This is a genomic window from Mycolicibacter nonchromogenicus, assembly GCF_002101775.1.
In the GTDB taxonomy this organism is placed as follows: Bacteria; Actinomycetota; Actinomycetes; order Mycobacteriales; family Mycobacteriaceae; genus Mycobacterium; species Mycobacterium nonchromogenicum.
Map to the genome: position 1 here is coordinate 218,559 of NZ_LQPI01000039.1, position 23,095 is coordinate 241,653.

The 23,095-nt window shown below is 67.0% G+C and carries 22 protein-coding genes; 17 read left to right on the forward strand and 5 right to left on the reverse strand.

The window, feature by feature from the left end:
- Window positions 1-76: 76 nt before the first annotated feature.
- The 9 genes from AWC18_RS09355 to AWC18_RS09395 are packed head-to-tail and all read left to right on the forward strand — an operon-like array spanning window position 77 to window position 9,157.
- Window positions 77-1,375, forward strand: a complete 1,299-nt coding sequence (locus AWC18_RS09355; RefSeq protein WP_082960922.1) for an MCE family protein — start codon at window positions 77-79, stop codon at window positions 1,373-1,375.
- Window positions 1,372-2,400 carry an MCE family protein gene (locus AWC18_RS09360; protein ID WP_064996528.1) on the forward strand — a complete coding sequence of 343 codons (1,029 nt, stop codon included), beginning with the start codon at window positions 1,372-1,374 and terminating at the stop codon, window positions 2,398-2,400. The genes AWC18_RS09355 and AWC18_RS09360 overlap by 4 nt, the downstream gene beginning before the upstream one ends.
- Before the next feature lie 46 nt (window positions 2,401-2,446).
- The gene (locus AWC18_RS09365) at window positions 2,447-3,541 is read left to right on the forward strand and encodes an MCE family protein (protein WP_064996529.1); all 1,095 of its coding nucleotides are present in this window, start codon (window positions 2,447-2,449) and stop codon (window positions 3,539-3,541) included.
- Window positions 3,538-4,992 (forward strand): MCE family protein, encoded by a 1,455-nt coding sequence (locus tag AWC18_RS09370; protein WP_064996530.1) that lies wholly within the window; start codon window positions 3,538-3,540, stop codon window positions 4,990-4,992. Before AWC18_RS09365 ends, AWC18_RS09370 begins: the two co-directional genes overlap by 4 nt.
- A complete protein-coding gene (locus tag AWC18_RS09375) occupies window positions 4,989-6,152 on the forward strand; it encodes an MCE family protein (RefSeq protein WP_064996531.1) in 1,164 nt (387 codons plus the stop codon). Before AWC18_RS09370 ends, AWC18_RS09375 begins: the two co-directional genes overlap by 4 nt.
- Window positions 6,153-7,703, forward strand: coding sequence for an MCE family protein (locus tag AWC18_RS09380; RefSeq protein ID WP_064996532.1), 1,551 nt, complete (start codon window positions 6,153-6,155; stop codon window positions 7,701-7,703).
- A 15-nt stretch (window positions 7,704-7,718) separates the two neighbouring features.
- Window positions 7,719-8,225 (forward strand): Rv2253/PknI dimerization domain-containing protein, encoded by a 507-nt coding sequence (locus tag AWC18_RS09385; RefSeq protein ID WP_064996533.1) that lies wholly within the window; start codon window positions 7,719-7,721, stop codon window positions 8,223-8,225.
- 15 nt (window positions 8,226-8,240) lie between these two features.
- Window positions 8,241-8,663 carry a hypothetical protein gene (locus AWC18_RS09390; protein WP_064996534.1) on the forward strand — a complete coding sequence of 141 codons (423 nt, stop codon included), beginning with the start codon at window positions 8,241-8,243 and terminating at the stop codon, window positions 8,661-8,663.
- Window positions 8,664-8,698: 35 nt separating this feature from the next.
- Window positions 8,699-9,157, forward strand: coding sequence for a hypothetical protein (locus AWC18_RS09395; protein WP_064996535.1), 459 nt, complete (start codon window positions 8,699-8,701; stop codon window positions 9,155-9,157).
- A gap of 11 nt (window positions 9,158-9,168) precedes the next feature.
- Here AWC18_RS09395 and AWC18_RS09400 read toward each other — a convergent pair whose 3' ends face one another.
- From AWC18_RS09400 to AWC18_RS09420, 5 genes are all read right to left on the reverse strand, one after another.
- Window positions 9,169-9,870, reverse strand: a complete 702-nt coding sequence (locus tag AWC18_RS09400; protein WP_234806469.1) for a twin-arginine translocation pathway signal — start codon at window positions 9,868-9,870, stop codon at window positions 9,169-9,171.
- Window positions 9,867-10,691 (reverse strand): Rv1363c family protein, encoded by an 825-nt coding sequence (locus tag AWC18_RS09405; protein WP_085138495.1) that lies wholly within the window; start codon window positions 10,689-10,691, stop codon window positions 9,867-9,869. The genes AWC18_RS09400 and AWC18_RS09405 overlap by 4 nt, the downstream gene beginning before the upstream one ends.
- A gap of 36 nt (window positions 10,692-10,727) precedes the next feature.
- The gene (locus AWC18_RS09410; RefSeq protein WP_064996538.1) at window positions 10,728-11,117 is read right to left on the reverse strand and encodes an Rv2576c family protein; all 390 of its coding nucleotides are present in this window, start codon (window positions 11,115-11,117) and stop codon (window positions 10,728-10,730) included.
- A 154-nt stretch (window positions 11,118-11,271) separates the two neighbouring features.
- Window positions 11,272-12,894 (reverse strand): FAD-dependent oxidoreductase, encoded by a 1,623-nt coding sequence (locus AWC18_RS09415; protein WP_064996539.1) that lies wholly within the window; start codon window positions 12,892-12,894, stop codon window positions 11,272-11,274.
- A gap of 23 nt (window positions 12,895-12,917) precedes the next feature.
- Window positions 12,918-13,619 carry an IclR family transcriptional regulator domain-containing protein gene (locus tag AWC18_RS09420; protein ID WP_207504704.1) on the reverse strand — a complete coding sequence of 234 codons (702 nt, stop codon included), beginning with the start codon at window positions 13,617-13,619 and terminating at the stop codon, window positions 12,918-12,920.
- Window positions 13,620-13,758: 139 nt separating this feature from the next.
- Here AWC18_RS09420 and AWC18_RS09425 point away from each other — a divergent pair, with 139 nt between their 5' ends.
- The 8 genes from AWC18_RS09425 to AWC18_RS09460 are packed head-to-tail and all read left to right on the forward strand — an operon-like array spanning window position 13,759 to window position 22,934.
- Entirely contained in the window at window positions 13,759-14,622 is an 864-nt protein-coding gene (locus AWC18_RS09425) for an alpha/beta fold hydrolase (protein ID WP_085138496.1), read from the forward strand.
- A gap of 1 nt (window position 14,623) precedes the next feature.
- Entirely contained in the window at window positions 14,624-16,327 is a 1,704-nt protein-coding gene (locus AWC18_RS09430; protein WP_234806470.1) for a bifunctional 3-(3-hydroxy-phenyl)propionate/3-hydroxycinnamic acid hydroxylase, read from the forward strand.
- Window positions 16,263-17,213: a 3-carboxyethylcatechol 2,3-dioxygenase gene (locus AWC18_RS09435; RefSeq protein WP_085138498.1), complete on the forward strand. Its 951-nt coding sequence runs from the start codon at window positions 16,263-16,265 to the stop codon at window positions 17,211-17,213. Before AWC18_RS09430 ends, AWC18_RS09435 begins: the two co-directional genes overlap by 65 nt.
- Complete coding sequence (locus tag AWC18_RS09440) at window positions 17,210-18,955, forward strand: FAD-binding protein (RefSeq protein ID WP_064996542.1); 1,746 nt, start codon at window positions 17,210-17,212, stop codon at window positions 18,953-18,955. The genes AWC18_RS09435 and AWC18_RS09440 overlap by 4 nt, the downstream gene beginning before the upstream one ends.
- A gap of 3 nt (window positions 18,956-18,958) precedes the next feature.
- Window positions 18,959-20,281 carry an LLM class flavin-dependent oxidoreductase gene (locus AWC18_RS09445; protein ID WP_064996543.1) on the forward strand — a complete coding sequence of 441 codons (1,323 nt, stop codon included), beginning with the start codon at window positions 18,959-18,961 and terminating at the stop codon, window positions 20,279-20,281.
- Entirely contained in the window at window positions 20,278-21,114 is an 837-nt protein-coding gene (locus AWC18_RS09450) for a coniferyl-alcohol dehydrogenase (RefSeq protein ID WP_085138499.1), read from the forward strand. Before AWC18_RS09445 ends, AWC18_RS09450 begins: the two co-directional genes overlap by 4 nt.
- Window positions 21,102-22,091 (forward strand): cyclase family protein, encoded by a 990-nt coding sequence (locus AWC18_RS09455; RefSeq protein ID WP_085138500.1) that lies wholly within the window; start codon window positions 21,102-21,104, stop codon window positions 22,089-22,091. The genes AWC18_RS09450 and AWC18_RS09455 overlap by 13 nt, the downstream gene beginning before the upstream one ends.
- A gap of 18 nt (window positions 22,092-22,109) precedes the next feature.
- Window positions 22,110-22,934 carry an alpha/beta fold hydrolase gene (locus AWC18_RS09460; protein ID WP_085138501.1) on the forward strand — a complete coding sequence of 275 codons (825 nt, stop codon included), beginning with the start codon at window positions 22,110-22,112 and terminating at the stop codon, window positions 22,932-22,934.
- Window positions 22,935-23,095 lie beyond the last annotated feature (161 nt).

Genomic DNA, 23,095 nt, shown 5'->3' on the forward strand with positions numbered 1-23,095 from the left:
GGGCGGTGGTGTGTAGCGGTGCCGGTGCGGGAGCTCACGATGCCGCCTGCCGTCACACCGCGGTGGCGGAGGGCTGATGGTGCTGGGAGCGACCGCGGATCCGCCGTTGGGCGGTTCTCTCGACGGCTCCGCCCGTGGGGCGGCTGCGGGCCGGCATCGGCCCGCCGGTACGCGGCGCCAGCAGCCGGCCTATCTGCGTCCGCTGATCGGGCTGGCCACCGTGCTGACGATCGCCGCCGCGATCGCGCTGCCGATCGGCTTGTTCAAGGGCAGCTTTACCCGCACGGTGCCGGTCACGGTGCTGTCGCAGCGCGCCGGGCTGGTGATGTACCCCGACGCCAAGGTCAAGATTCGCGGCGTACAGGTCGGCAAGGTCGGCGACATCGAGACCAAACCGGACGGCACCGCCGTCCTGCATCTGAAGATGGAACCGGGTCAACTGTCGGCGATCCCGGCCAACGTCAGCGCCCGAATCGCCTCCTCGACGGTGTTCGGGGCCAAGTTCGTGGAGCTGGTGCCGCCGCCGGAACCGGCCACCGACCGCCTGCACGCCGGCCAGGTCTTGGCGGGCGAACACGTCACCGTCGAGATCAACACGGTGTTCCAACAGCTGGTGCGGGTTTTGGACAAGATCGACCCCAAGAAGCTCAACGAGACCCTGAGTGCTGTGTCGACGGCGTTCAACGGCCGTGGGCAGAAACTGGGTCAGGCGCTCACCGATTTTGACAAGCTGCTGGCCGAGATCGAGCCCAGCCTGGGCACCCTGGAACACGAGGCCGCCGCCACGGCACCGGTGTTCCGGTCCTACGCCGATGCCGCACCGGATCTCACCGCCGCGCTCAACGCCGCCACCACCATGAGCGAGTCCATCGTGGCCGAACAGAGCAGCCTGGACACCTTCCTGCTCAGCGCCATCGGTCTGGCCGACAGCGGGAACGAGGTACTGGGCGAGAACCGCCAAGCCCTGACGGACTTGACGCAGGTTCTGGAGCCGACCGCTGCGCTGCTGGACAAGTACCACGACGAACTCGGCTGCACCATCGGCGGTTTGGTGCCGTTCGTCAAATCCCAGCCGTTCCACGTCCCGGGCGTCATCCTCACCGCCAGCTTCACCCTGGCCAAGGAGAGATACCGATACCCCGACCATCTGCCGAAGGTGGCGGCCCACTCCGACCGTTCCTACTGCACCGAATTGGGCCTGCCCGACGTACCGCCGGAATTCCGGGTACCCGCGTTGATCGCCGACGTCGGAGCCAACCCGTACGAGTACGGCAACCAGGGGATCCTGCTCAACTCCGATGGCCTCAAGCAGGCGCTGTTCGGGCCGATCGGTGGACCGCCGCGTAACAGCGCCCAGGTGGGGATGCCGGGATGAGAAGCGGGCTGGGAACTCTGATCAAGTTCGGCGTCTACGCCGTGGTGATGGTGCTGTCGACGGTATTTCTGTTCGCGATCTTCGCCGAGGTGCGGACTGGTCCCACCGTGGGCTACCAGGCGGTGTTCGCCGACGCCTCCCGGCTCAAGGCCGGCGACAGCGTGCGGGTGGCGGGCGTGCGGGTCGGCACGGTCGGTGGTGTGTCGCTGCGTTCAGACGGAACAGTCCTGGTGAAGTTCTCCGCCGACCGCACCGTTGCGCTCACCACGGGAACCCAGGCGTCGGTGCGCTACCTGAACCTGGTCGGCGACCGCTATCTGGAACTGACCGACGGGCCGGGCTCGACTCAGCTGTTGGAAAAGGGAGCCCAGATTCCGCTCGAACGGACCGCCCCGGCTCTGGATCTTGACCTGCTGCTCAACGGGCTCAAGCCGGTGATCCGTGGGCTGAATCCCGACGACGTCAACTCGCTCACCGCCTCGTTGATCCAGATCATGCAGGGCCAGGGTGGCACCCTCGATTCGCTCCTGTCGCGAACGTCGTCGTTCTCCAATTCCCTGGCCGACAACAACCAGGTGATCGAATCGCTGATCGACCAACTGCGCACGACGCTGGCCACCTTGGCCGACGGCGACAAGCGGTTCTCCGGAGCGATCGACCGGCTGGGCAAGCTGGTTGCCGGGCTCGCTGCCGACCGCGACCCGATCGGCACCGCGGTGACGGCGCTCGACCGAGGCACCGCGTCGCTGGCTGATCTGCTCGGCAACGCCCGGGATCCGTTGACCAACGCCATCACTCAGGCCGACCGGTTGACCACCGCGATCAACGCCGACCTGCCGGGCCTGGACATGTCATTGCAGAAGGCGCCGGAGAACTACCGCAAAGCCATCCGACTCGGCGCCTACGGCGCATTCATCCAGTACTACCTATGCGCGGTTCAGATCAGGGTCAGCGACACCCAAGGTCGCACCGCGGTGTTCCCGTGGATCAAAGCGGAGGAGGGGCGATGCAGCGACACCGAATGAGCGGCGTGCCGCCCGGTGCCGCTCCACTACAGCGGGGGGCACGCCGATGCTGAAGTACCACGGCAACCAACTGACGCGAATGGGGCTGATCGGCATCGCGGTCGTCGCGTTCATCGTTGCGATCGGGCTGCAGCCCGAACAGTTGATCCAGTGGGCCACCTGCGTGCGCTACCAGGCCCGGTTCGCCGAAGCCGGCGGCCTCAGTACCGGCGCCGACGTCACGCTCTCGGGGATCAAGGTCGGCTCGGTCACCGATGTCGCACTCGACAACGGTGACGCACTGGTGACCTTCACTCTGGCGGGCAAGTACGGGTTGGGTGGGCAGACCACCGCGCACATTCGCACCGGGTCGCTGCTCGGTGAGCGGGTGCTGACGGTGGAGCCGGCCGGCAGCGGCAGGATGCGTCCGCTCGAGGTCATTCCGCTCACCCGCACGTCATCGCCGTACTCGCTGGTCGACGTGGTCGGTGAACTCACCACCAACACCGCCGGTACCGACACCGAGTCGCTGAACCGGTCCTTGGACACCCTCTCGGACACCATCGACCAGATCGCCCCGCAGTTGGGGCCCACGTTCGACAGCCTGAGTCGGCTGTCGCGGGCGGTGAACAACCGCAATGAAGGCCTGGCCGACCTGCTGAAATCGGCCGCCGATCTGACCGGAGTGCTCTCCGAACGCAGTCAGCAGATCAATGCGCTGATCCTGGATGCCGACAGCCTTGTCGATGTGCTCAACACCCGGCGGCAGGCGATCGTCAACCTGTTGGTCAGCACGTCGGCGGTGTCGCGGCAACTGTCCGACCTGGTCGCCCAGAACAATGAACAATTGCGACCGACCCTCGACAAAGTCATCGAGCTGAACAAGATCCTGGTGAAGAACCGGGACAACCTCGCCAAGGCCCTGCCCGGTCTGGCGAAATACGAGCTCACTCAAGGCGAGGCGGTGTCCAGCGGGGCCTACTACAGCGCCTACATTCCCAACCTGTTCCTGCCGCAACTGCTCCAGCCGTTCTTCGACTACGCGTTCGGATTCCGGCGTGGCGTCGATGCCGGACAGCCGCCGGACAATGCCGGGCCGCGTGCCGAACTGCCGTTCCCGGTCAACGGGATTCCGCAACCAGGAGATCTGCCGCCCCGATGAAGACTCGCAAACCACTGCACCTGGCGGCAGCCGTCCTGACGGCACTGCTGCTGGCTGCCGGCGCGGGCATACTCGTTCGCCAGACCATCCTGAAACCGACTCGCATCACGGCGTACTTCTCCACCGCTACCGCGATCTATCCCGGTGACGAGGTCCGGGTCGCCGGAGTGAAGGTCGGCACCATCGACCGTATCGAACCGCAGGGCACACAGGCCAAACTGACGTTGCGGGTCGATCGCAAGGTACCGATTCCGGCCGACGCCAAAGCCGTCATCGTCGCTCCCAACCTGGTGGCGGCGCGCTTCGTCCAACTGACACCCGCCTACCATCGCGGCGACGGGCCGACCCTGCGCGATGGCGCGGTGATTCCGCGCGAGCACACCGCGGTCCCGGTCGAGTGGGATGAGGTCAAGACCCAATTGAACCGGCTCGCTGCCGAACTGGGGCCGCGCAGTGGTGTCTCGGGAACGTCCGCGTCGCGCTTCATCGACAGCGCGGCCAATGCGATGGACGGCAACGGCGCCAAACTGCGAGAGACATTGGCGCAACTGTCCGGCGTGGCCCGGATCTTCGCCGAGGGCAGCGGCAACATCGTGGACATCATCTCGGGTCTGCAGACGTTCGTCACCGCGCTGCGTGACAGTGATCAGCAGATCGTGGTCTTCGAATCCCGGCTCGCCACCTTGACCAGCGTGATCAACGACAGCCGATCCAACCTCGACGCTGCTCTCACCGACTTCGCCGGCGCGATCGACACGGTGCGCGATTTCGTGGCGGGCAGTCGCGCCCAGACCGCCGAGGCGTTGCAGGGCCTCACCCAGGTCAGCCAGACGCTGGTCGACTCGAAGAACGCGATCCGCAATATCCTGCACATCACCCCGAACGCGATCGCCAACACACTCAACATGTACAACGTGACCAGCGGAACTCCGGTGGGTTCGTTCGCGTTTGCCAACCTCAGCAACCCGGTTCAGGCGATCTGCGCGATGATCGGCGCGGTCAGCAACGTGACGTCGACGGAGACCGCCAAGCTGTGCGCGCAGTACCTCGGGCCGGCCATGCGACTGCTGAATTTCAACGGCCTCCCGATGCCGATTTCCCCGTATCTGACCAAGGCGGCCAGCCCGGACAAGTTGATCTACACCGACCCGGCGCTGATGCCGCACGCCGAGCACCCGGCAAACCTGCCGGAACAGCAGCCGTCGATCTCGGCCTACACCGGGCTGCACGGCGATGTCCCCCCGCCGCCGGGGTGGACCGATCCCCTGCAACCGCGCGGTTCCTACGTGCCGGACGGACTGCCGGCCGCAGCGACACCGCCCCTGATTCCGGGAGCACCCCTGCCCAGCCCGACCACGTTCGACGGGATGCTGCTGCCGGGTGGCCCCCCGCCGGGGCCGCCGCCCGGCCTGCCTGGTCCGTTACCTGCGGAAGGGACGTCCTCGCCATGATCGGTCTGCATCCCTTGCGGCGCAGTGCGGCGCTGGCCGTCGCGGTCGCCGCCACCACCACCGGCTGCGCCTTCGGTGGATTGAACTCGCTGGCACTGCCGGGCGTACAGGGCCGCGGACCCGGAGCGCAGCACTTCACGGTGCAGCTGTCCAACGTCGGGACACTGGAGTCCAATTCGCCGGTGATGCTCGGCGACGTGGTGATCGGCAGCGTCGGCAAGATGACCGTCAGCGACTGGCACGCCAACGTCGACATCGCGGTCAACCCCGGTGTCGAAGTCCCGGCGAATGCGGTCGCGACCGTCGGTCAGACCAGCCTGCTCGGTTCGATGCACCTGGCGCTCAATCCACCTGTCGGAGAAGCTCCGACGGGGAGGCTGATGTCGGGGTCCACCATCGGTTTGAGCGACTCGTCGACATACCCGTCTACCGAGCAGACCCTGTCTTCGCTGGCCGTGCTGGTCAACGGGGGCGGACTCGGTCAGATCGGCGACATCATCCATAATTTCAGCGCCACCATGGCCGGCCGTGAGGCCGACATTCGCGACCTGATCGTGCGGCTGGACCACTTCACCGGAGCGTTGGACCGGCAGCGGGACAACATCGTCGACGCCATCGCGCAGATGAACCGCGCGGCCACGACATTCGCCGGGCAGCGCGACACCATCAACCGCGCGCTGAACAAGATCCCGCCGGCCATCGACGTCTTGATCCGGGAGCGCCCCAAATTCGTCACCGCGTTGACCAAGCTGGGGCAGTTCGGTGACCTGTCGGCCGATCTGGTCAACGACTCCGGTCGCCAACTGGTCTCCGACCTCATCCACATCGAACCGGCGTTGCGTTCGCTGGCCGACATCGGACCGGAACTCAACTCGGCAGTGGCCTACGCCACGGCCTTCCCCTACGGCCCCAACTTGATCGAACGCGCAGTCCGGGGAGACTTCCTGAACCTGTTCGCGGTCTTCGACCTCACCAAGCCCCGCCTCAAGCGAGCCCTGTTCCCCGGCACGCAGTGGGGTGACGAGGATGCGAAACTGGTTCCGGCGCCTGGGGATCCGTGGTATCTGAACTGGACCTACGATCCGCTGCAGGAGCCGATCCTGGCATCGTCGGGTCAGGCCCTCCCGCCCGGAGCGGTCAGCTCGGGAGGCGGTGGCTAGGTGCTGACACGCTTCGTCCGAATCCAGCTGATCCTGTTCCTGGTGGCGTCGGTCATCGGCGTGGGAGCCATGCTCTTCGGCTACATGCAACTGCCGACCATGCTCGGCATCGGCAGGGTGGTGGTCACACTGGAGCTGCCCGAGACCGGGGGGCTCTACCGGTTCTCCAACGTCACCTACAACGGCGTACAGATCGGCACGGTGACCAAGGTGGAGCTGACGCCCAACGGTGTGCGCGCCACGTTGTCGTTGGATCGCTCGCCCAAGGTGCCGGCGGACCTGGTGGCCGCGGTGCGCAGTGTCTCGGCGATCGGCGAGCAGTACGTCGACCTGCAGCCGCGCAGTGACAGCGGCCCGTACCTGCACGACGGTTCGGTGATCGCGGCCTCAGACACCGAAGTTCCACAGCAGGTCGGGCCGATGCTCGATCAGGTCAGCGCCCTGGTCGACAGCATCCCCAAAGACAAGCTCAGTGCCCTGCTCGACGAGACCTTCGAGGCCTTCGACGGCGCCGGCTACGACTTCCAATCACTGCTGGATTCGGCAACCACCATCAGCGGTGACGCCAACCGGGTCTCGGACAAGGTGCGCAAGCTGGTCGATGACGGTGCGCCGTTGCTGGACTCCCAGGAACGCAGCACCGATGCGATCCGGACCTGGGCGCGCAGCGTGGCCGGGATCTCCGAGCAGATCGCCGCCAACGACCCGCAGTTGCGGGCCATCCTGCAACGCGGGCCCGGATTCGCCGAGGAGGTGTCGGGGCTGATGCAGGATCTCAAGCCCACGCTGCCGATCCTGCTGGCGAATCTGAACACGCTGGGGCAGGTGCTGATGGTCTACAACCCGTCGCTGGAGCAGATTTTGGTCTTGATGCCCGGATACATGGCGGCGCAGCAGTCGTTCGGTCTGCCCAAGAACAACGCGACCGGTCTGCCCCAGGGCGACTTCACCCTGACCTTCGGTGACCCCAACCCGTGCACCGTGGGGTTCCTACCGCCGTCGTCGTGGCGTTCCCCGGACGACACCACCACCATCGACACCCCCGACGGTCTGTATTGCAAACTGCCGCAGGATTCACCGACATCGGTGCGCGGCGCCCGCAACTTCCCCTGTATAGAGCACCCGGGCAAGCGTGCGCCGACCGTCGAACTCTGCGACGACCCCAAGGGATTCGTCCCGATCGCCATGCGCCAGCACCTCACCGGCCCCGGAGCGTTCGACCCGAACCTGCTCAAGCAGGGTGTTCCGCTCGATGACCGGGTCGACTTCACCGACAGGATCTTTGCTCCCGTCGGGGGAACCCCGCTGCCGCCGTGGGCCAACCCGTCGGGGACGTCGCCTGATGCCCCGCGGCCGGTGGTGCCCGCGCCGCCGCCCGAGTCGCCGAACGCCATTCCACCGGTGACTCCGAACTCGGGGCCGTCGGTCGCGGTGCTGCCCTATGACCCGAACACCGGCAAGTACATGACCCCCGATGGGCGATACGAGCAGCAGACGAATCTGGTGCCCGGTTCCTCGCCCAAGTCGTGGACCGACCTGATGCCTTTCTGACCCGAGGGAGGACGGATGCGTGCACGTGAATTGACAGTCGCTGCTGCGGCGTTCGGAATAGTCGTGGGGTCGGCCCCGGCGCCGCCGGCGCACGCTGCTCTGGGCTTCGAGCTCAACGGGTCCTACCGGGTCACCTCCAACGGCGACTGGGCCAAGACCAACGATGTGTTCATGAACGAGGTCACCGTGTCGTCGGTGTGGACGTTCAGTTCCAGTTGCGAGAATGCGCACACCTGTAGCGGGCAGGTCAGCAGCGACCAGGGCTGGACGGCACCGCTGGAGTACCGTACCTCGCGCTGGATCGTCGATCGCTTCCACGAGAACTGGCAGACCTGCCCGGATGGCACCACGTCGCCGGGGCGGCAGCGTTACCAGTTTCAGGGCAGCGATGCCAACGGTCAGGTTGAGAAACGCAATACCGATCTGCTGGTCGGCTACGACAGAACGATCGGCGTATCCGGTGCCTGTGGGCGTAATCAGCCCACGGTGATTGTCATGGCGTTGACGGTGCAGCGACTCTAGGCGGGAGGGACGACCATGCAGACCACTGGATTGTTGAAAGCGTCCATCGCGGCAGCCCTGGCCGCCGGGACGGTTGCCGGCGTGACGCCCGCGGCGCCGTCTGCGGCCGACCCGTACGTGCCGATGTGCGACGTTCCGGCGTGCACACCCGGGATCGCGCCGAACGTCGTGCTGGGGGCGCCGTGCTCCAACACCACCTACTTCGTCTTCGGGTCGGCTGTCGCAGGGCCGTCGACGCTGCCGGGCAGGCTGGTGTTCTGCGGGTCGCCGCGCCGCTATGAACCGCGCTGGTTCCGCTCTCCGGAGATGCACGGCATCAAGGAGGAGAACAGCAGGTGCGACGCGTACTCCGGCGAGGTGGCGCAGGCTCCCGACGGCCTGTTCTTGACCTGTGTCACCGCAGACGGATACGCGTTGTGGCGCCGCGGAGATCTCTAGCGCACAACAGTTTTGGCAAGTCGAAGGAGTTCGCCATGCTACGAACCACTGCCGGTGCAGCGCTGGCAGCGTTGACCGCCGCCACGGTGGTGGCGCCGAGTGCCGCGGCTGACATGCGCTACGGCAACTATGAAGTCCTGAGCAACCGGTGGACCGACGCCACATGGGTGTGGGCGGCGTACCCGTGCGAGACGATGGGCGAGTTCGACGACCTGCCGGCCGGCTGCGTGACGATCAGCGCGATTGACCGGCCGCATTTCTTCGGCCGCGGGTACTACGGCGGGACGGCCAGACTGGTTGACGGTCAGTACTCGTTCACCTCCGATTACCCCACCGGTCTGACCTGCCCGTTCGGGCCCTCGATGCCGACGCGCGACACCTTCACCTGGGATGCGAACACGTTGGCCGGCGTCGTCGAGTCGCATTTCGACGTGGGCTGCATGAATGGTCCGGGCGGGGTGAACACCTGGACGTTCGCCCTGGTCCGGATGTAGGTGTCGGCTCGCTACACCGGGTCGAACGAGGAGATCAACCACCGGCCGTCGTGCTTCTCCAAGCCGACCTTGACGCTGCTCATCGAGTAGGAACCATCTGGCACCGCTTTGCTGATCGTGGTCTGGTTCAGGTAGATGAGCACCTCGGCCGAGCTGGGCCGCAGCGAAATGATGCCCTTGCGGACCACTGCGGCCACCGTCTGAACGTCCTTCTCCCTGGCGGCTGGGGTGACGACCTTCTGGGTGAAATCGGTGTAGTAGGACAGGAAGTCGCCGGTCAGGTGACTTTGAGCGGCGCTGAAATCCTGTTCCAGCGTTTTCGGTGAGTACGTGAGCACGGCCACCGCCCCGTCGGCAGCCGCGGCCATCACCGCCTGCTCGGCCTCTGGTCCGAGTTGCTGGTCGGCCCGCAGAACTCCGAAGTAGAGCCAGCCGGTCAGCGCCGCGGACGCAACGAGCAGGCCGGCGAGCACCGCCGCGACCCACCGTGCGGTGGCCACGGCCGGCTTGGCCACCGGCTGCTCGGCCGCTGGCTGCTCGGCCGTCGGCTGCTCGCCCGTCGGCTGCTCGGCCGGCTGCTCGCCCGTCGGCTGCTCGGCCGGCGATTCCGCGACGGCCTCGTCTGGCACCTGCGGGGTGCCGGCATCACCGTCTGCCGTCGGCTCGTCGTCGATCGGCTCCGGGGCCACAGGTTCCTGGTCGGATTCACTCATGCCGCGAAGTCCACCTTCGACAGTTTGACCTGGCCGCCGTCGCGGGCCAGGTGCACAAGGAGGCGCCAACTGCGGGGCTCCTCTTTGGCTCCCGCGGTATTGGTGACCTTGGTGGTCGCTGCGACCAGCACCACCGCTTCATCGTCTGACATCGACTCCACCCCCGCGACCGCCGTGTCGACCGTGGTGACGGTTTTCGAGTCACGAGCGACCTTGGTGAAGTCGGCGACGTGGGCCTCGAAGTCCTTCTTGAACTCACCGGTCGAGTTATCGAGGATCGCCTGGACATCGTCGTCGACGGTCTCGTAGTTCAGGGTCATCAGAGTCACCACACCCTGGCGGGCGGCGGCGGCGTACTCGGCGGACTGATGTTGACGCTCCGCGACACTGCGATGGTGGACCAGCATCACCACACTGCCGGCGGTGAGTCCCCCGATGGCGAGTATGGCCACCGTCGCCGCAACCCACCGCAGCCGCTTCCAGGCGCGGATGAGCCCAGGGGGCTGGGCAGCGGCCTCGGTGGGGGCCGCTGCCGCCACATCCGGCGCCGGCTCGCCGGCGTCCGAGGCTTCGCCGGCGTCTGAAGTTTCGCCGGTGCCCGAACCTTCGCCGTCGGCCTCCACTGGGGACGCCACGGCGGGCTCCGGTTCGCCCGCGTCGGCCGACTCCTGCTGCGCCTTGAGCAGTTCCGCTCGGGCGCGGGCCAACTCCGCCGCTGCCTCGGCGGCCTTCGCCTCGGCTTCGGCCAGCGTCAGAGCATCCTTCGAAGCGCCCTTGGCGGCGTGCTTTCCGCCCGACTTCGCCGGATCACGCGAGGGCATACGGCCTCCTGTCGTTCAGCTCAGCACCAGGGTCCCTCACCATGTGCGAAGCGAGCAGAGCGCCCCCTTGGTACCGGCATCGGTGGCGACCACGACGTCATCGACGCGCAGCTCGCAGACGAAGCCCGGCGATGGCAGCTCGGGATGCATCCCGGGCAGTGACACCACCACCATGGCCCAGTCCTGCGGATCGGCCAATGTGGTTTCGAAGATCCAGGGCTGGTTGGGGCCGACCGTGACGTCCGCTCGCGGACTGTACTGGTAGGGGTTGTGACTATATTCGCCGAAGTTGGGTGGCTGAACCTCGCGGTAGTAGATGTATGCCTGCGCGGTCTGAGTCGCGCTGACCGAGTAGCGGACGCGGTGCCCCGCCGGATCGTCGGCGCCGGCTGGGGCGGCGAGAGCCAGCGCTCCGGCGCACGCCATTCCCGCCACCAGGGATGACGCGGCTACCGGCCGACCTGTCACGGGCCCCTCCACTGCTGCACCCGCTGGGTGGGCGCACTGCCGAAGACTCTCATTCTTGGTGACGAAGAATAACATTTCCGCCCGGCTCGGGGTGCCGAACTGTTCCCACCGGTCACCCCCCGGCCCCGGCCGCTGCTGCACGCCCCGCTCGGAAGCCGAACACCATGGCCGGCCCGATGGTGCCGCCTGCACCACCGTAAGCCCGGCCGGTCACTCCCGCCATCGCATTGCCCGCGGCGAACAGTCCGGGGATGGGCCGGCCGGTGACATGCAGGACTCGGCCGTCGGAGTCGGTGCGGGGCCCACCTTTGGTGCCCATCGCTCCGACCGACAGTGGAACGGCGTAGAACGGTGCGGTGTCGATGGGCCCCAAGGTGCGCCCGGCGACAGTGCTTGCCTGATCGTCACCCCAATAGCCGTCGTACGCGCTGGATCCCCGCCCGAATTCGGGATCCGATCCCGCCGCGACGCCACGGTTCCAGGCTGCCACCGTGCGGGCCAGACCTTCGGCGTCGATCCCGGTCTTGGCGGCCAGCGCGTCCAGATCGGGAGATTCGGAGAACCACTCCGGTGCATCGCCGTCGGGTGCCACACCGAGGAATCCGTACCGGCGCAGGTGCCCGGAGTCGAACACGATCCACGCCGGATCGTTGACATATCCGCCACGCGGATCCAGGTAATGGAACGCGCCGGCCATCGAGTTGTAGTCGCAGGCCTCGTTGACGAACCGCCGCCCCGCCCGGTTGACGATGATGCTGCGCGGACGGGTGCGCTCGAGTCGCACGCTGCGGCTGCGCTGCTCGCCGGAGATGGTGTCGCCCGGGATCCGGACGATAGGAACCCACCACGCCTCGCCCATATTGGCCAAGTCCGCGCCGTGGGCCATCGCCATGCGCAGCGCGTCACCGGTGTTGTTCGGCGGTGACACCGCGCCGCGCATCGGCCCGCGCAGAAACGCCTCCACCAGACTTTCATCCCATTCGAAGCCGCCGTTGGCCAAGATGACGCCCCGCCGGGCGCGCACCCGCCGCGATGCGCCGTCGCTCTGTACCCGCACACCCGCGATGCCGTCGGCGTCGGCGATCAGCTCCACGCCGCGGGATCCGGTCTGCGGCGTGACCCCGGCGTCGAGCGCACCGCGCAGCAGCCCAGCGATCAGCGCGGTACCGGCCACGCAGACGTCGCCCCCTGCGGTTTCCGCGATGTCGGCGTGCAGCCGGGCACGGGTCTCGGCGTCGAACCCGACGTTGCTGTAGTCGGCGGGGAACGCGGTGATCCGGTCCTGCCAGGAGCCCACGCGGGCGAGGTCGTAGGGCAGCGGACTCAGTGAGCGCCCCCCGGACGGGCGGCCGCCGGGCAGCTCCGGCTTGTAATCCGGAAAGCCGGTGGCGACTTCGAAGCGGACATCGCTGTGGGCTTCGATGAAGTCGACCATCTCCTGGCCGGTCCGCACGAACGTCGCCACCAGGGCGTCATCCATGGCACCGAAGGACTGCGCACGCAGGTAGTCCATGGCGGCCTCGACGCTCAGGTCCGGAGCGCGGTTGTGCGCCGGAATCCAGGCGATGCCACCGGAGACAGCGGTGGTGCCGCCCACGGTGTCGGATTTCTCGTAGAGGGCCACCGACGCGCCATGCACTGCCGCGGTGAGTGCGGCGGTGAGCCCGGCGCCGCCGGTGCCCAACACCGCCACGTCGACGGTCTCGTCCCAATCGCCGTGCACACCGGCTGCCATCAATTCGGTCCTCTCGGGCAGATTCAGCTCAGGATCTCGGACAGTCGGCCGGCTGTGGCCAGCGCGGCGTCACGGCCGCGCAGCACCACGTCCTCGCGGTGTGAGATCAGGTTGATGCAGGTCGGCGGTGCCGGGGGGCGGCGACGAACCGGAACGGCCAGCCCGAAGGTTCCGGGCTCGATCTCGCCGTGGGTGACCACCCAACCGCGCTGCCGGGTCTGCGGGACGATGTCACGTTCGCCCGGGCGCGCGGGCATGGCTGCCAGCAGCGCGATCCCGGCGGCGCCCAGGCTGAGCGGATGGCGGCTGCCCTCGTGGAATGCGAGCTGGTAGCCGACCTGGGTCGGGACGATGACTGCGACGGCTACCTGTTGGTCGCCCTCGGCGACCAGCAGCGACACCGTGGTCCCGAGTTCGTCGGCGAGCGTGCGCAGAGTCGGCAGGCTCAGTTGCCGGACGTTGTTGTCGAACGAGGATCCGAGGACGGCCAATGCGGCGGCCGAGCGGTACCGGCCGTCGTCTCCCTTGGCGATCAGCCGGAAGCTGGTCAGCGTGTTCAGCAGCCGATAACTGATGGTCCGGTGCACGCCGACCCGGTCGGCCACCTGCTGCACCGTCAATCCCTCCGGTGCTGCGGCCACCGCCTGAAGAGCGGCGAGCCCGCGAGCCAGTGTCTGCGAGCCCCGCGCGGTCTCGGAAACAGCGTCGGGCAGCAGGCTGGGCACCAACGGGACCTCCTTGACATCCGCCCCCACGAGAGTGATGCTCTTGAATATAACGTACATACATGTGCGATAAAAGCACGTTCGATATGCCGTAAAACGAGAATGGCATTTCCGTACGGCTTGAGGGAAGAGGTGGGCGGTGCCGGAGTTCGAGAGCGTCTGGAGCGACCTCCAGGGCGTCGCGTTCGAGCAGGGCTACCTCGACGCGCGCGGCGTGCGGACTCGGTATCTGCGGGCCGGCGACCCGGGCAAGCCGGTTCTGATATTTCTGCACGGCTCGGGCGGTCACGCCGAGGCTTACGTGCGCAATCTCGCCCCACATGCCGAGCATTTTTCGACCTGGTCGGTGGACATGCTCGGTCACGGCTACACCGACAAGCCCGGGCATCCGTTGGAGGTCGGCCACTACGTGGCGCATCTGATGGATGTGCTGGACGCGATCGGTGCGCAGACCGCCAGCATCAGCGGCGAATCGCTGGGTGGATGGGTGGCGGCGCGCGCCGCGATCGACCACCCGGAACGAGTGCACCGGCTGGTGCTCAACACCGCGGGCGGTTCGCAGGCCGACTCGGAAGTGATGCAGCGAATCGTCACGCTGTCGATGGCTGCGGTCGAAAATCCCAGCTGGGAAACGGTTCAGGCGCGTATCAAGTGGCTGATGGCCGACAAGACGAAGGACTACGACGACATCGTCGCCAGCCGGCAGCGCATCTACCGGCTGCCGGGATTCATCGACGCGATGCGCGACATCATGGCGTTGCAGGACCCGCAGATCCGAGCCCGCAATCTCTTGGGGCCGGACGAATACCGACAGATCACCGCGCCCACGCTGGTGGTCTGGACCAGTGACGACCCGACGGCCGACGTCGACGAGGGCAAGCGGATCGCCTCGATGATCCCGGGTGCCCGGTTCGAGCTGATGCCCGGCTGTGGCCACTGGCCCCAATATGAGGACCCCGAGACCTTCAACCGCCTCCACCTGGAATTCCTGTTGGAGCGCTAGCGTGGCCGCGCTCAGTGATGTCGAAGTCGTCGTGGTCGGGGCGGGGCCGGTAGGTCTGACCCTGGCCAACATCCTCGGCCTGCAAGGGATTCGGACCTTGATCCTCGAGGACCGCGACACCCTCATCGACTACCCCCGGGGAGTGGGCCTCGACGACGAGTCACTGCGCACCTTCCAGGCAATCGGCCTGGTGGACGCCATACTGCCGCACACCGTGCCGAATCAGATCTTGCGGTTTTACGACGGCCGCCGGCGACTGCTGGCCGAAATGGCGCCCGCCGACGCCTGTTTCGGCTGGCCCAAACGCAACGGTTTCGTGCAGCCTCTGGTGGACGCCGAACTGCTGCGCGGCCTGGAGCGCTTCGACCACGTCCAGGTCCTGTGGGGCCGGCCGATGACCGGTTGTGTGGCTTCTGACGGCGGAGTCACGGTGAGCATCGGCGGCGAAGGGCTGGAACCCCAGACCGTGTCGGCTCGCTACGTGGTCGGTTGCGACGGCGGGCGCAGCGCCACCCGCCGTTTGATGGGGGTGTCCTTCGACGGCACCACGTCGTCCACGCGCTGGCTGGTGATCGACATCGCCAACGACCCGCTCGGGCATCCCAACAGCGAGGTCGGCGCCGACCCGGCACGCCCGTACGCGTCGATCTCGATCGCGCACGGTATCCGCCGGTTCGAGTTCATGATTCACGCCCACGAGACCGACGAGCAGGCTGAAGCACCCGAATTCGTCGCGGCCATGCTGGCACCGTTCGTGCCGCATCCGCACGACGTCGACGTGATCCGCCACCGGGTTTACACCCACCACTCCCGGATCGCCGGTGCCTTCCGTCGCGGGCGTCTGCTGCTGGCCGGCGATGCCGCCCATCTCATGCCGGTCTGGCAGGGTCAGGGCTACAACAGTGGCATCCGCGACGCGATGAACCTGGGCTGGAAGCTGGCCGCGGTGGTTCAGGGGAAGGCTTCGGCCACCCTGCTCGACAGTTATGACACCGAGCGGCGCAAGCACGCCCGCGCGATGATCGACCTCTCCACGATGGTCGGCAAGGTGATATCGCCGACCAACCGCCGCGTCGCCGGCCTGCGCGACCGGGTGGTCCGCGCGGCCTCGGCGGTACCGACTCTCAAACGCTACGTAATGGAGATGCGGTTCAAGCCGATGCCGCGCTACGAGCAGGGCGCGGTCGTCCATGATCAGCCACGGCGACCAGATTCCCCGACGGGAACCCTGTTCATCCAGCCTCGCGTCGACACCCGCAGTAGCACAGACCTTCTCCTCGACGACGTGATCGGCGCCGGGTTCGCCGTGTTGGCATGGAACAACAACCCCCGGGTGCTGCTCGGCGAAGACGCCTTCGCTCGGTGGTCGGCGTTGGGGACCACCTTCATCGCGGTGCGACCGTTGACCCAACTGCACTGGACCCCGCCAGGCCAGGCCGATGACCCCGCGATCACCATCGTCGGCGACCGGACCGGCGAGCTGAAAGCCTGGTTCGACCGCCACAGCGAATCGGTGCTGTTCCTGCGCCCGGACCGCTGTATCGCCGCCGCCTGCATCGCCCAGCGCGCCCCCGAGGTGAGCGCACGACTCTTCAGTGCCTTGTCGCTCCAGCCGACGGTGCAAGGGGGTGATCGCCCCGATGGCACTGGCCCTGGTCTGCATGTCTCACAGCCCACTGCTGAATCTGCCGGGACCACCCCGTGAGCTGATGGACGACATCGAGGCCGCGATTGCCGACGCGGCCGCGTTCGTCGCCGACTTCGACCCGCAGCTGACGGTGATCTTCGCGCCGGACCACTACAACGGGTTCTTCCTGAATCTGATGCCGGCGTTCTGCATCGGCACCGCGGCCCAGGGAATCGGTGACTATGGCACGCACCTCGGGGCGCTCGACGTTCCGGCTGACATCGCCCGCGAATGCGCGGAAGCGGTATTGGGATGCGGTGTGGACGTGTCTGTTTCGGCATCCATGGACGTCGACCATGCCGTGTCGCAGCCGCTGGAACGGTTGTTCGGCAACGCAGGTGCCTGCCCGGTGATCCCCGTCTTTGTCAACGCGGTCGCCGCCCCGCTGGGGCCGATTCACCGTGCCCGCGCGCTGGGCGCCGCGGTGGGGGAGTTCCTGGCCGGTCTGGATCAGCGGGTATTGGTGGTGGGATCGGGAGGACTCTCGCATGATCCGCCGATCCCGACGTTGGAGACCGCGCCACCGGTCACCCGGGACCGGATCCTGCACGGCACCGCCATGAGCGCCGAGCAGCGCCAGGCCCGCCAGGAGGCGGTGATCGCGGCGGCCCGCGACTTCGCTTCCGGCGCAAACAATCTCGCGCCGCTGAACCCGCAGTTCGATGAACTGTTCCTGTCGATCGTGGACAGCGGCAGTCTTGACGACCTCAACGACTGGTCCAATACGTTCATCACCGAGTCCGGTGGTGGATCCGCCCACGAGATCCGCACCTGGGCGGCTGCTTTCGGCGCGCTCGCGACTCAAGGTCGCTACCGCATCAGCCAGCGCTACTACCGGCCGGCGCCGGAGCTGATCGCGGGCTTCGCCATCCGCGCCGCGCAGCCCACGGAGGTGATCCGGTGAGCGACACACATATTGTCGACGTGCTCATCGTCGGTTCCGGTGGCGGCGGAATGACGGCGGCGTTGGCCGCCGATGCCCGCGGCCTGAGCACCCTGGTCGTGGAGAAGGCGCGGCACTTCGGCGGCTCCACCGCGCTGTCGGGCGGCGGCATCTGGGTTCCGGGGGCGCCCTCGCAACGCCGCGAAGGCTATGTGCCCGACCCCGAGGACGTCCTGACCTATCTGCGCGCGATCACCGACGGGCTGGTCAGCGATGCGCGGCTGCGGCAATACGTGGCTGCCGCGCCACGGATGATGGAGTTCTTGGAGGAGGCCAGCTCCTGGTTCGAATTCGTCTGGAAGCCCGGCTACGCCGACTACTACCCGGAGCTGCCGGGCGGCTCGGCACTGGGCAGCACCATCAACGTGCCCGCGATCGACCTGCGCAAGCTCGGCGACGAGGAACACAATCTGCTGGCCCCGCTTGCCTTGGCGCCCAAAGGGATATGGCTGGGTCCCAAAGATCTTCGGCTCTTCTACCAAGTCCGCCAGTCATGGCGTGGCAAAGCGATCCTGGTCAAGCTGTTGTGGCGGATGTTCCGCGCGCGAGTATTCGGCGACCGGATGGCCGCCATCGGCCAGTCCCTGGCCGCGCGGCTCCGACTCGCCATGGTCGAACGGGACATACCGCTGTGGCTGGACTCACCGATGACCGACCTGATCACCGACGACTCCGGTGCGGTGATTGGGGCGGTGGTGCAGCGCGATGGTCGGGGGCAGCGGATCCTGGCCCGCCGCGGCGTGATCCTGGCCAGTGGCGGGTTCGACCACGACTTGGCCTGGCGCCGCCAGCATCAGCCTGTGCTGGAACATGACTGGAGCTTCGGCAACCCACTGGCCACCGGCGACGGCATCCGGGCCGGGGAGCGGGTCGGCGCAGCGACAGAACTGCTGGACGAAGCCTGGTGGTTCCCGGCGTTGTGCTGGCCCGACGGGCGCCTGCAGTTCATGCTCAACGAACGCATGATGCCGTCGCAGTTCATCGTCAACGGCAACGGCGAACGGTTCATCAACGAGGCTGCGCCCTACATGGATTTCGCGCATGCCATGATCGCCGGACAGCAGACCGGTGTCACCCACATCCCATGCTGGCTGGTCACCGACCAACGATCCTTTCACCGTTACGTCGTCGCCGGACACCTGCCGATCCCGAAGATACCCGGCGCTCCCGTGCCGACCGGGCGCCGGATACCGCAGGCCTGGCTGGATTCCGGTGTGGTCAAAGCTGCCAACTCGTTCGAGGAGCTCGCCGGTGAGATCGGCGTCCCGCCGCAACGACTGCGCAACACGGCGCAACGGTTCAACGAGCTTGCCCGTTCCGGCCACGACGACGACTTCAACCGCGGCGACAGTGTCTACGACAACTACTACGGGGACCCGACGCTGCCCAATCCCAACCTTCACCCACTGGGTAAGCCGCCCTACTACGCGTTCCGCATCATCCTCGGCGATCTGGGCACCTCCGGCGGCCTGCGCACCGACGAGCACGCCCGGGTACTGCGCGCCGACAACTCGGTGATCGACGGTCTCTACGCGGTGGGCAACACCTCGGCCCCGGTGATGGGCCGCAGTTATGCCGGAGCCGGAGCAACGATCGGCCCCGCGATGACCTTCGGTTACGTAGCAGCCCAACACCTTGCCGATGTCTCGGGCCGCAATTTCTCCGCCGAAACACAGACTCCCCACCAATCGCCCAGGAGGTAAAACGTGAAGATCTCGCTGTTCTACGAATTCGCGCTGCCCCGTCCGTGGTCCGCCGACGACGAACGTCTGCTGTTCTCCGACGGCCTCGACGAGGTGGAGCTGGCCGACAAGGCGGGGTTCTCCACGGTGTGGCTCACCGAGCATCACTTCCTGGAGGAGTACTGCCACGCCACGGCGCCGGAGATGTTTTTGGCTGCGGCCAGCCAGCGGACCAAGAACATTCGGCTGGGATTCGGAATCATGCACCTACCCCCGGTGGTCAACCACCCCGCCCGAGTCGCCGAGCGGGTCGCCACCCTGGACCTGCTCTCCGGTGGGCGGGTCGAATTCGGCACCGGGGAGGGATCCTCGATCGCCGAGCTCGGCGGATTCGGGATCGATCCGGCCGACAAGCGCAGCCAGTGGGAGGAAGCGCTCGAGGTCTCGATCCGCTGTATGACCGAGGAGCCGTTTACCGGTTTCGACGGCCAGCACGTGCAGATGCCGGCCCGCAACGTGGTGCCCAAGCCGATGCAGAAGCCGCATCCGCCGGTGTGGGTTGCCTGCACCCGGCCGGCGTCGGTGCAGATGGCCGCCCAGAAATGCATCGGCGCCCTGAGTTTCGCCTACACAGGTCCCGGACCGCTGGCCGAGCGGGTCAACGGCTATTACAAGGAACTCGAGGAGAACGGCGTCCCGGTCACCCCCCAGGTGAACCCCAACATCCTGGCGATCGGTGGTGACCTGTCGATGATGGTTGCCCCCACCGACGACCAGGCCATCGAGCGCCTTGGGGTCGGCGGCGGATTCTTCTCGTTCGGGATCATGCACTACTACATGACCGGTGAGCACACCCCGGGCCGGACCGGAGTGTGGAACCGTTACCTCGAAGAGGTCGAGAAGGACCCCACACTGGCCTACGGACCGGGCCGCGGTGCGATCGGAAGTCCGGCGACCGTCCGGGAGTTCCTGCGCGGCTATGAGGAGAGCGGGGTCGACGAGTTGATTCTGTTACTCAATCCGCGCAGCCACGAGGCGACCATGGAGGCCATCGAACTGATGGGCACCCACGTGCTGCCGGAATTCATCGAACGTGACGAGAAGGCAGTCGCTGAGAAGGCCAAGCGTCTCGAACCCGTGCTGGAGAAACTGGAGGCCCGCCGGCCCGCGTCCACCGCAGCGGCGTTCGATGAGTCCTACTCATTCGGCGGACTGCCCACCGGTCGTGGCGGCACCTTCACCGCCACCGAGATCCCCGAGGCCATGGCGGAGATGAACGAGGGCCGGGTGCAGGCAGCGCAGCAGGCCAAGCAAGAACGAGCAGAGCGGGAACGCGGCCAGCGGTGAGTGCACCGTCCGAGTGGTGGCGCTACGACGGGCGCCGAACCGTGGTCACCGGTTGCTCATCGGGAATCGGTGCAGCGCTGGTGACGCAGCTGTGTGAACTCGGAGCGCAGGTCATCGGCATCGACCGGGTCGATCCGGCGGCGAGCGTCGGCCAGTTCCACCCGGCCGATCTGACTGATCCGGCGTCCATCGACCGCGCCGCGGAGGCGATCCGGGACACGGGGCCAGTCGACGCGCTGTTCAACGTCGCCGGGGTGTCCTCGGGCATCGGCGATCCGGAGCGAGTGGTCACGATCAACTTCCTGGGCATGCGCCGCCTCACCGAAGCGCTGCTGCCGGTGATGTCGGCAGGTTCGGCGATCGCCAATGTGTCGTCGTTGGCTGCGGCGGCCTACCGCGAGAACGCGCAGACCACCGTCGGCCTGGTGAACTCCCAAGACATGGCTGCCGGATTACAGTGGTGCCGTGCCCATCCCGCCGCACTCGCCGACGGCGGCTACCGGCTGTCCAAAGAGGCGATCATCCTGTACGGAATCCTCAACGCCGGACCGCTGGCGCAGCGCGGGATCCGGATCAACTGCACTGCCCCCGGCGTCACCGAAACCCCGATCCTCGATCAACTGCGCAGTCGCTACGGGCAGGGCCTTCTCGATGACATTCCCAAACCACTGGGACGCGTTGCCAGTGCCGAGGAACAGGCCGCACCACTGGTGTTCTTGAACAGTCCCGCCGCCGGGTACATCACCGGCCAGGTGCTCTGGGTCGACGGTGGCAACATCAGCGGCCGGGCCGCAGCCGCGCTGACCGACGGATCGGCGCCATGGCCGGCCTGACCGAGTTTCGGCGGGTGGCCGAGACCGTCCGCAACTGGGGGCGCTGGGGCGACGCCGACGAACTGGGCACCCTCAACCTCATCACGCCGCAGAAGGTCGCCGAGGCTGCCGCCCTGGTCAAGCACGGCAAGGTTTTTCCACTCGGCGTGGATTTCGGTTCCTCTGGTCCCCAGGGCGCGTTCCAGTTCCGGCACAACCCCATTCACGTGATGACCGTCGACGGTGGCGATGTGAGCACGCTGGCCCAGTACGGCCCGGAATGGCATCGCAACATCGTCGCGCAGCAGCTCAGCGAATTCTTCGTCGACAACCCGTTCCGGTTCAACGACGACATGATCGTGATGCCGTTGCAGGCCGCCAGCCAGTGGGATGCGCTTTCGCACGTCTATTACGACGACCAGCTCTACAACGGCTTCCCGGCTGCCTCGGTGACAAGCCTGGGCGCCTACCACTGCGGCATCGACAAAGTAGACGGCAAGGGCATCACGTCACGCGGCGTGCTGCTCGATGTGGTCGCCCATCGCGGAGCGGACACCTTCCTACCGCTGGGCACCCCGATCACCCCCGAAGAACTCGACGACGTCGCCCGATCCCAGCAGGTCACCATCGAGCCCGGAGACATCGTGGTGGTCCGAACCGGGTGGTGGGAACGGTTCTGCCAGACCGGCAACGGCGCCGAACCGGGAGCCGGATTGGACTGGCGGTGCGCATCCTGGCTGCACGAGCGTGACGTGGCCGCAGTGGCCGCCGACAACCTGATGGTCGAAGACCCGGTATCCGGTGTTGAGGGAACCTATCTGCCCCTGCACATGCTGTGCCTGCGCGACATGGGATTGATGCTCGGCGAGTACTGGGACTTAGGCGCGCTGGCCGCCGACTGCGCCGCCGACGGCCGTTATGAATTCCAGTTGGTGGCGCCGCCGCTGCGGGTCACCGGCGGAGTCGGTTCGCCGGTGAATCCGATCGCGATCAAATAGCACGACCGAGGAGCCCCCGTGCCGATTACCCGCAAGACCGTCGTCGTGGACGGGTTGAACACGTCCTACCTGGAGGCGGGCGATCCGTCCGCCCCCGCGGTGGTTCTGCTGCACGGCGGCGAGTTCGGCGCGGGTGCTGAAATCGGCTGGGAAAACACGATTCCCGCTCTGGCTCGGCGTCATCGAGTGCTCGCGCCCGACCTGCTCGGATTCGGAGAATCGGCCAAGGTCATCGACTTCAACGACGGGCGCGGCATGCGGATCCGCCACGTCGCACGGTTCTGTGCGGCGCTGGGGGTCGAATCGGCGGATTTCGTGGGCAATTCGATGGGCGCCATCATGCTGCTGGTCGACACCACGTCGGAGGCGCCGCTGTTGCCGGTGCGGCGACTGGTCGCCATCTGCGGTGGCGGTGACATTCAGCAGAACGAGCACATGGCCGCGCTCTACGACTACGACGCGACGGTGCCCGCGATGCGCCGGATCGTGGCGGCGCTGTTTCACGACCCGGCCTATCCCGCCGATGACGGCTACGTACAGCGGCGATACGTTTCGAGCACCGCACCAGGCGCCTGGGAAGCGATCGCGGCGGCGCGATTCCGCCGGCCCGGGGCCGAGCCGCCACCACAGGCGTCGAGCAGTCGTCGCTACGAACGCATTTCGGTGCCCACGCTGGTGATCGAAGGTGCCTGCGACAAGCTGCTCCCGCCCGGGTGGGCTGCCCAGATCGCCGATCAGATTCCCGACGGGCGCGCGGTCGTGGTGGAGGGCGCCGGACACTGCCCGCAGATCGAGCAGGCCGAGAGGGTCAACGGGCTGCTGCTGGACTTCCTTGATGGTTGAGCGGGCGCTATCGGTGATGTGCGTTGCCGCTCCGGCGATTTGCTCGATGCGATCACCGCGGGTGGCACGATCGCACGTATCGACCTAGTTGGTGGCCGGTGGTGCTTGGGGTTGGAAGGGTTGGTACCACCACCATTGGGCGCGTTCTCCGGTGGGGCCGG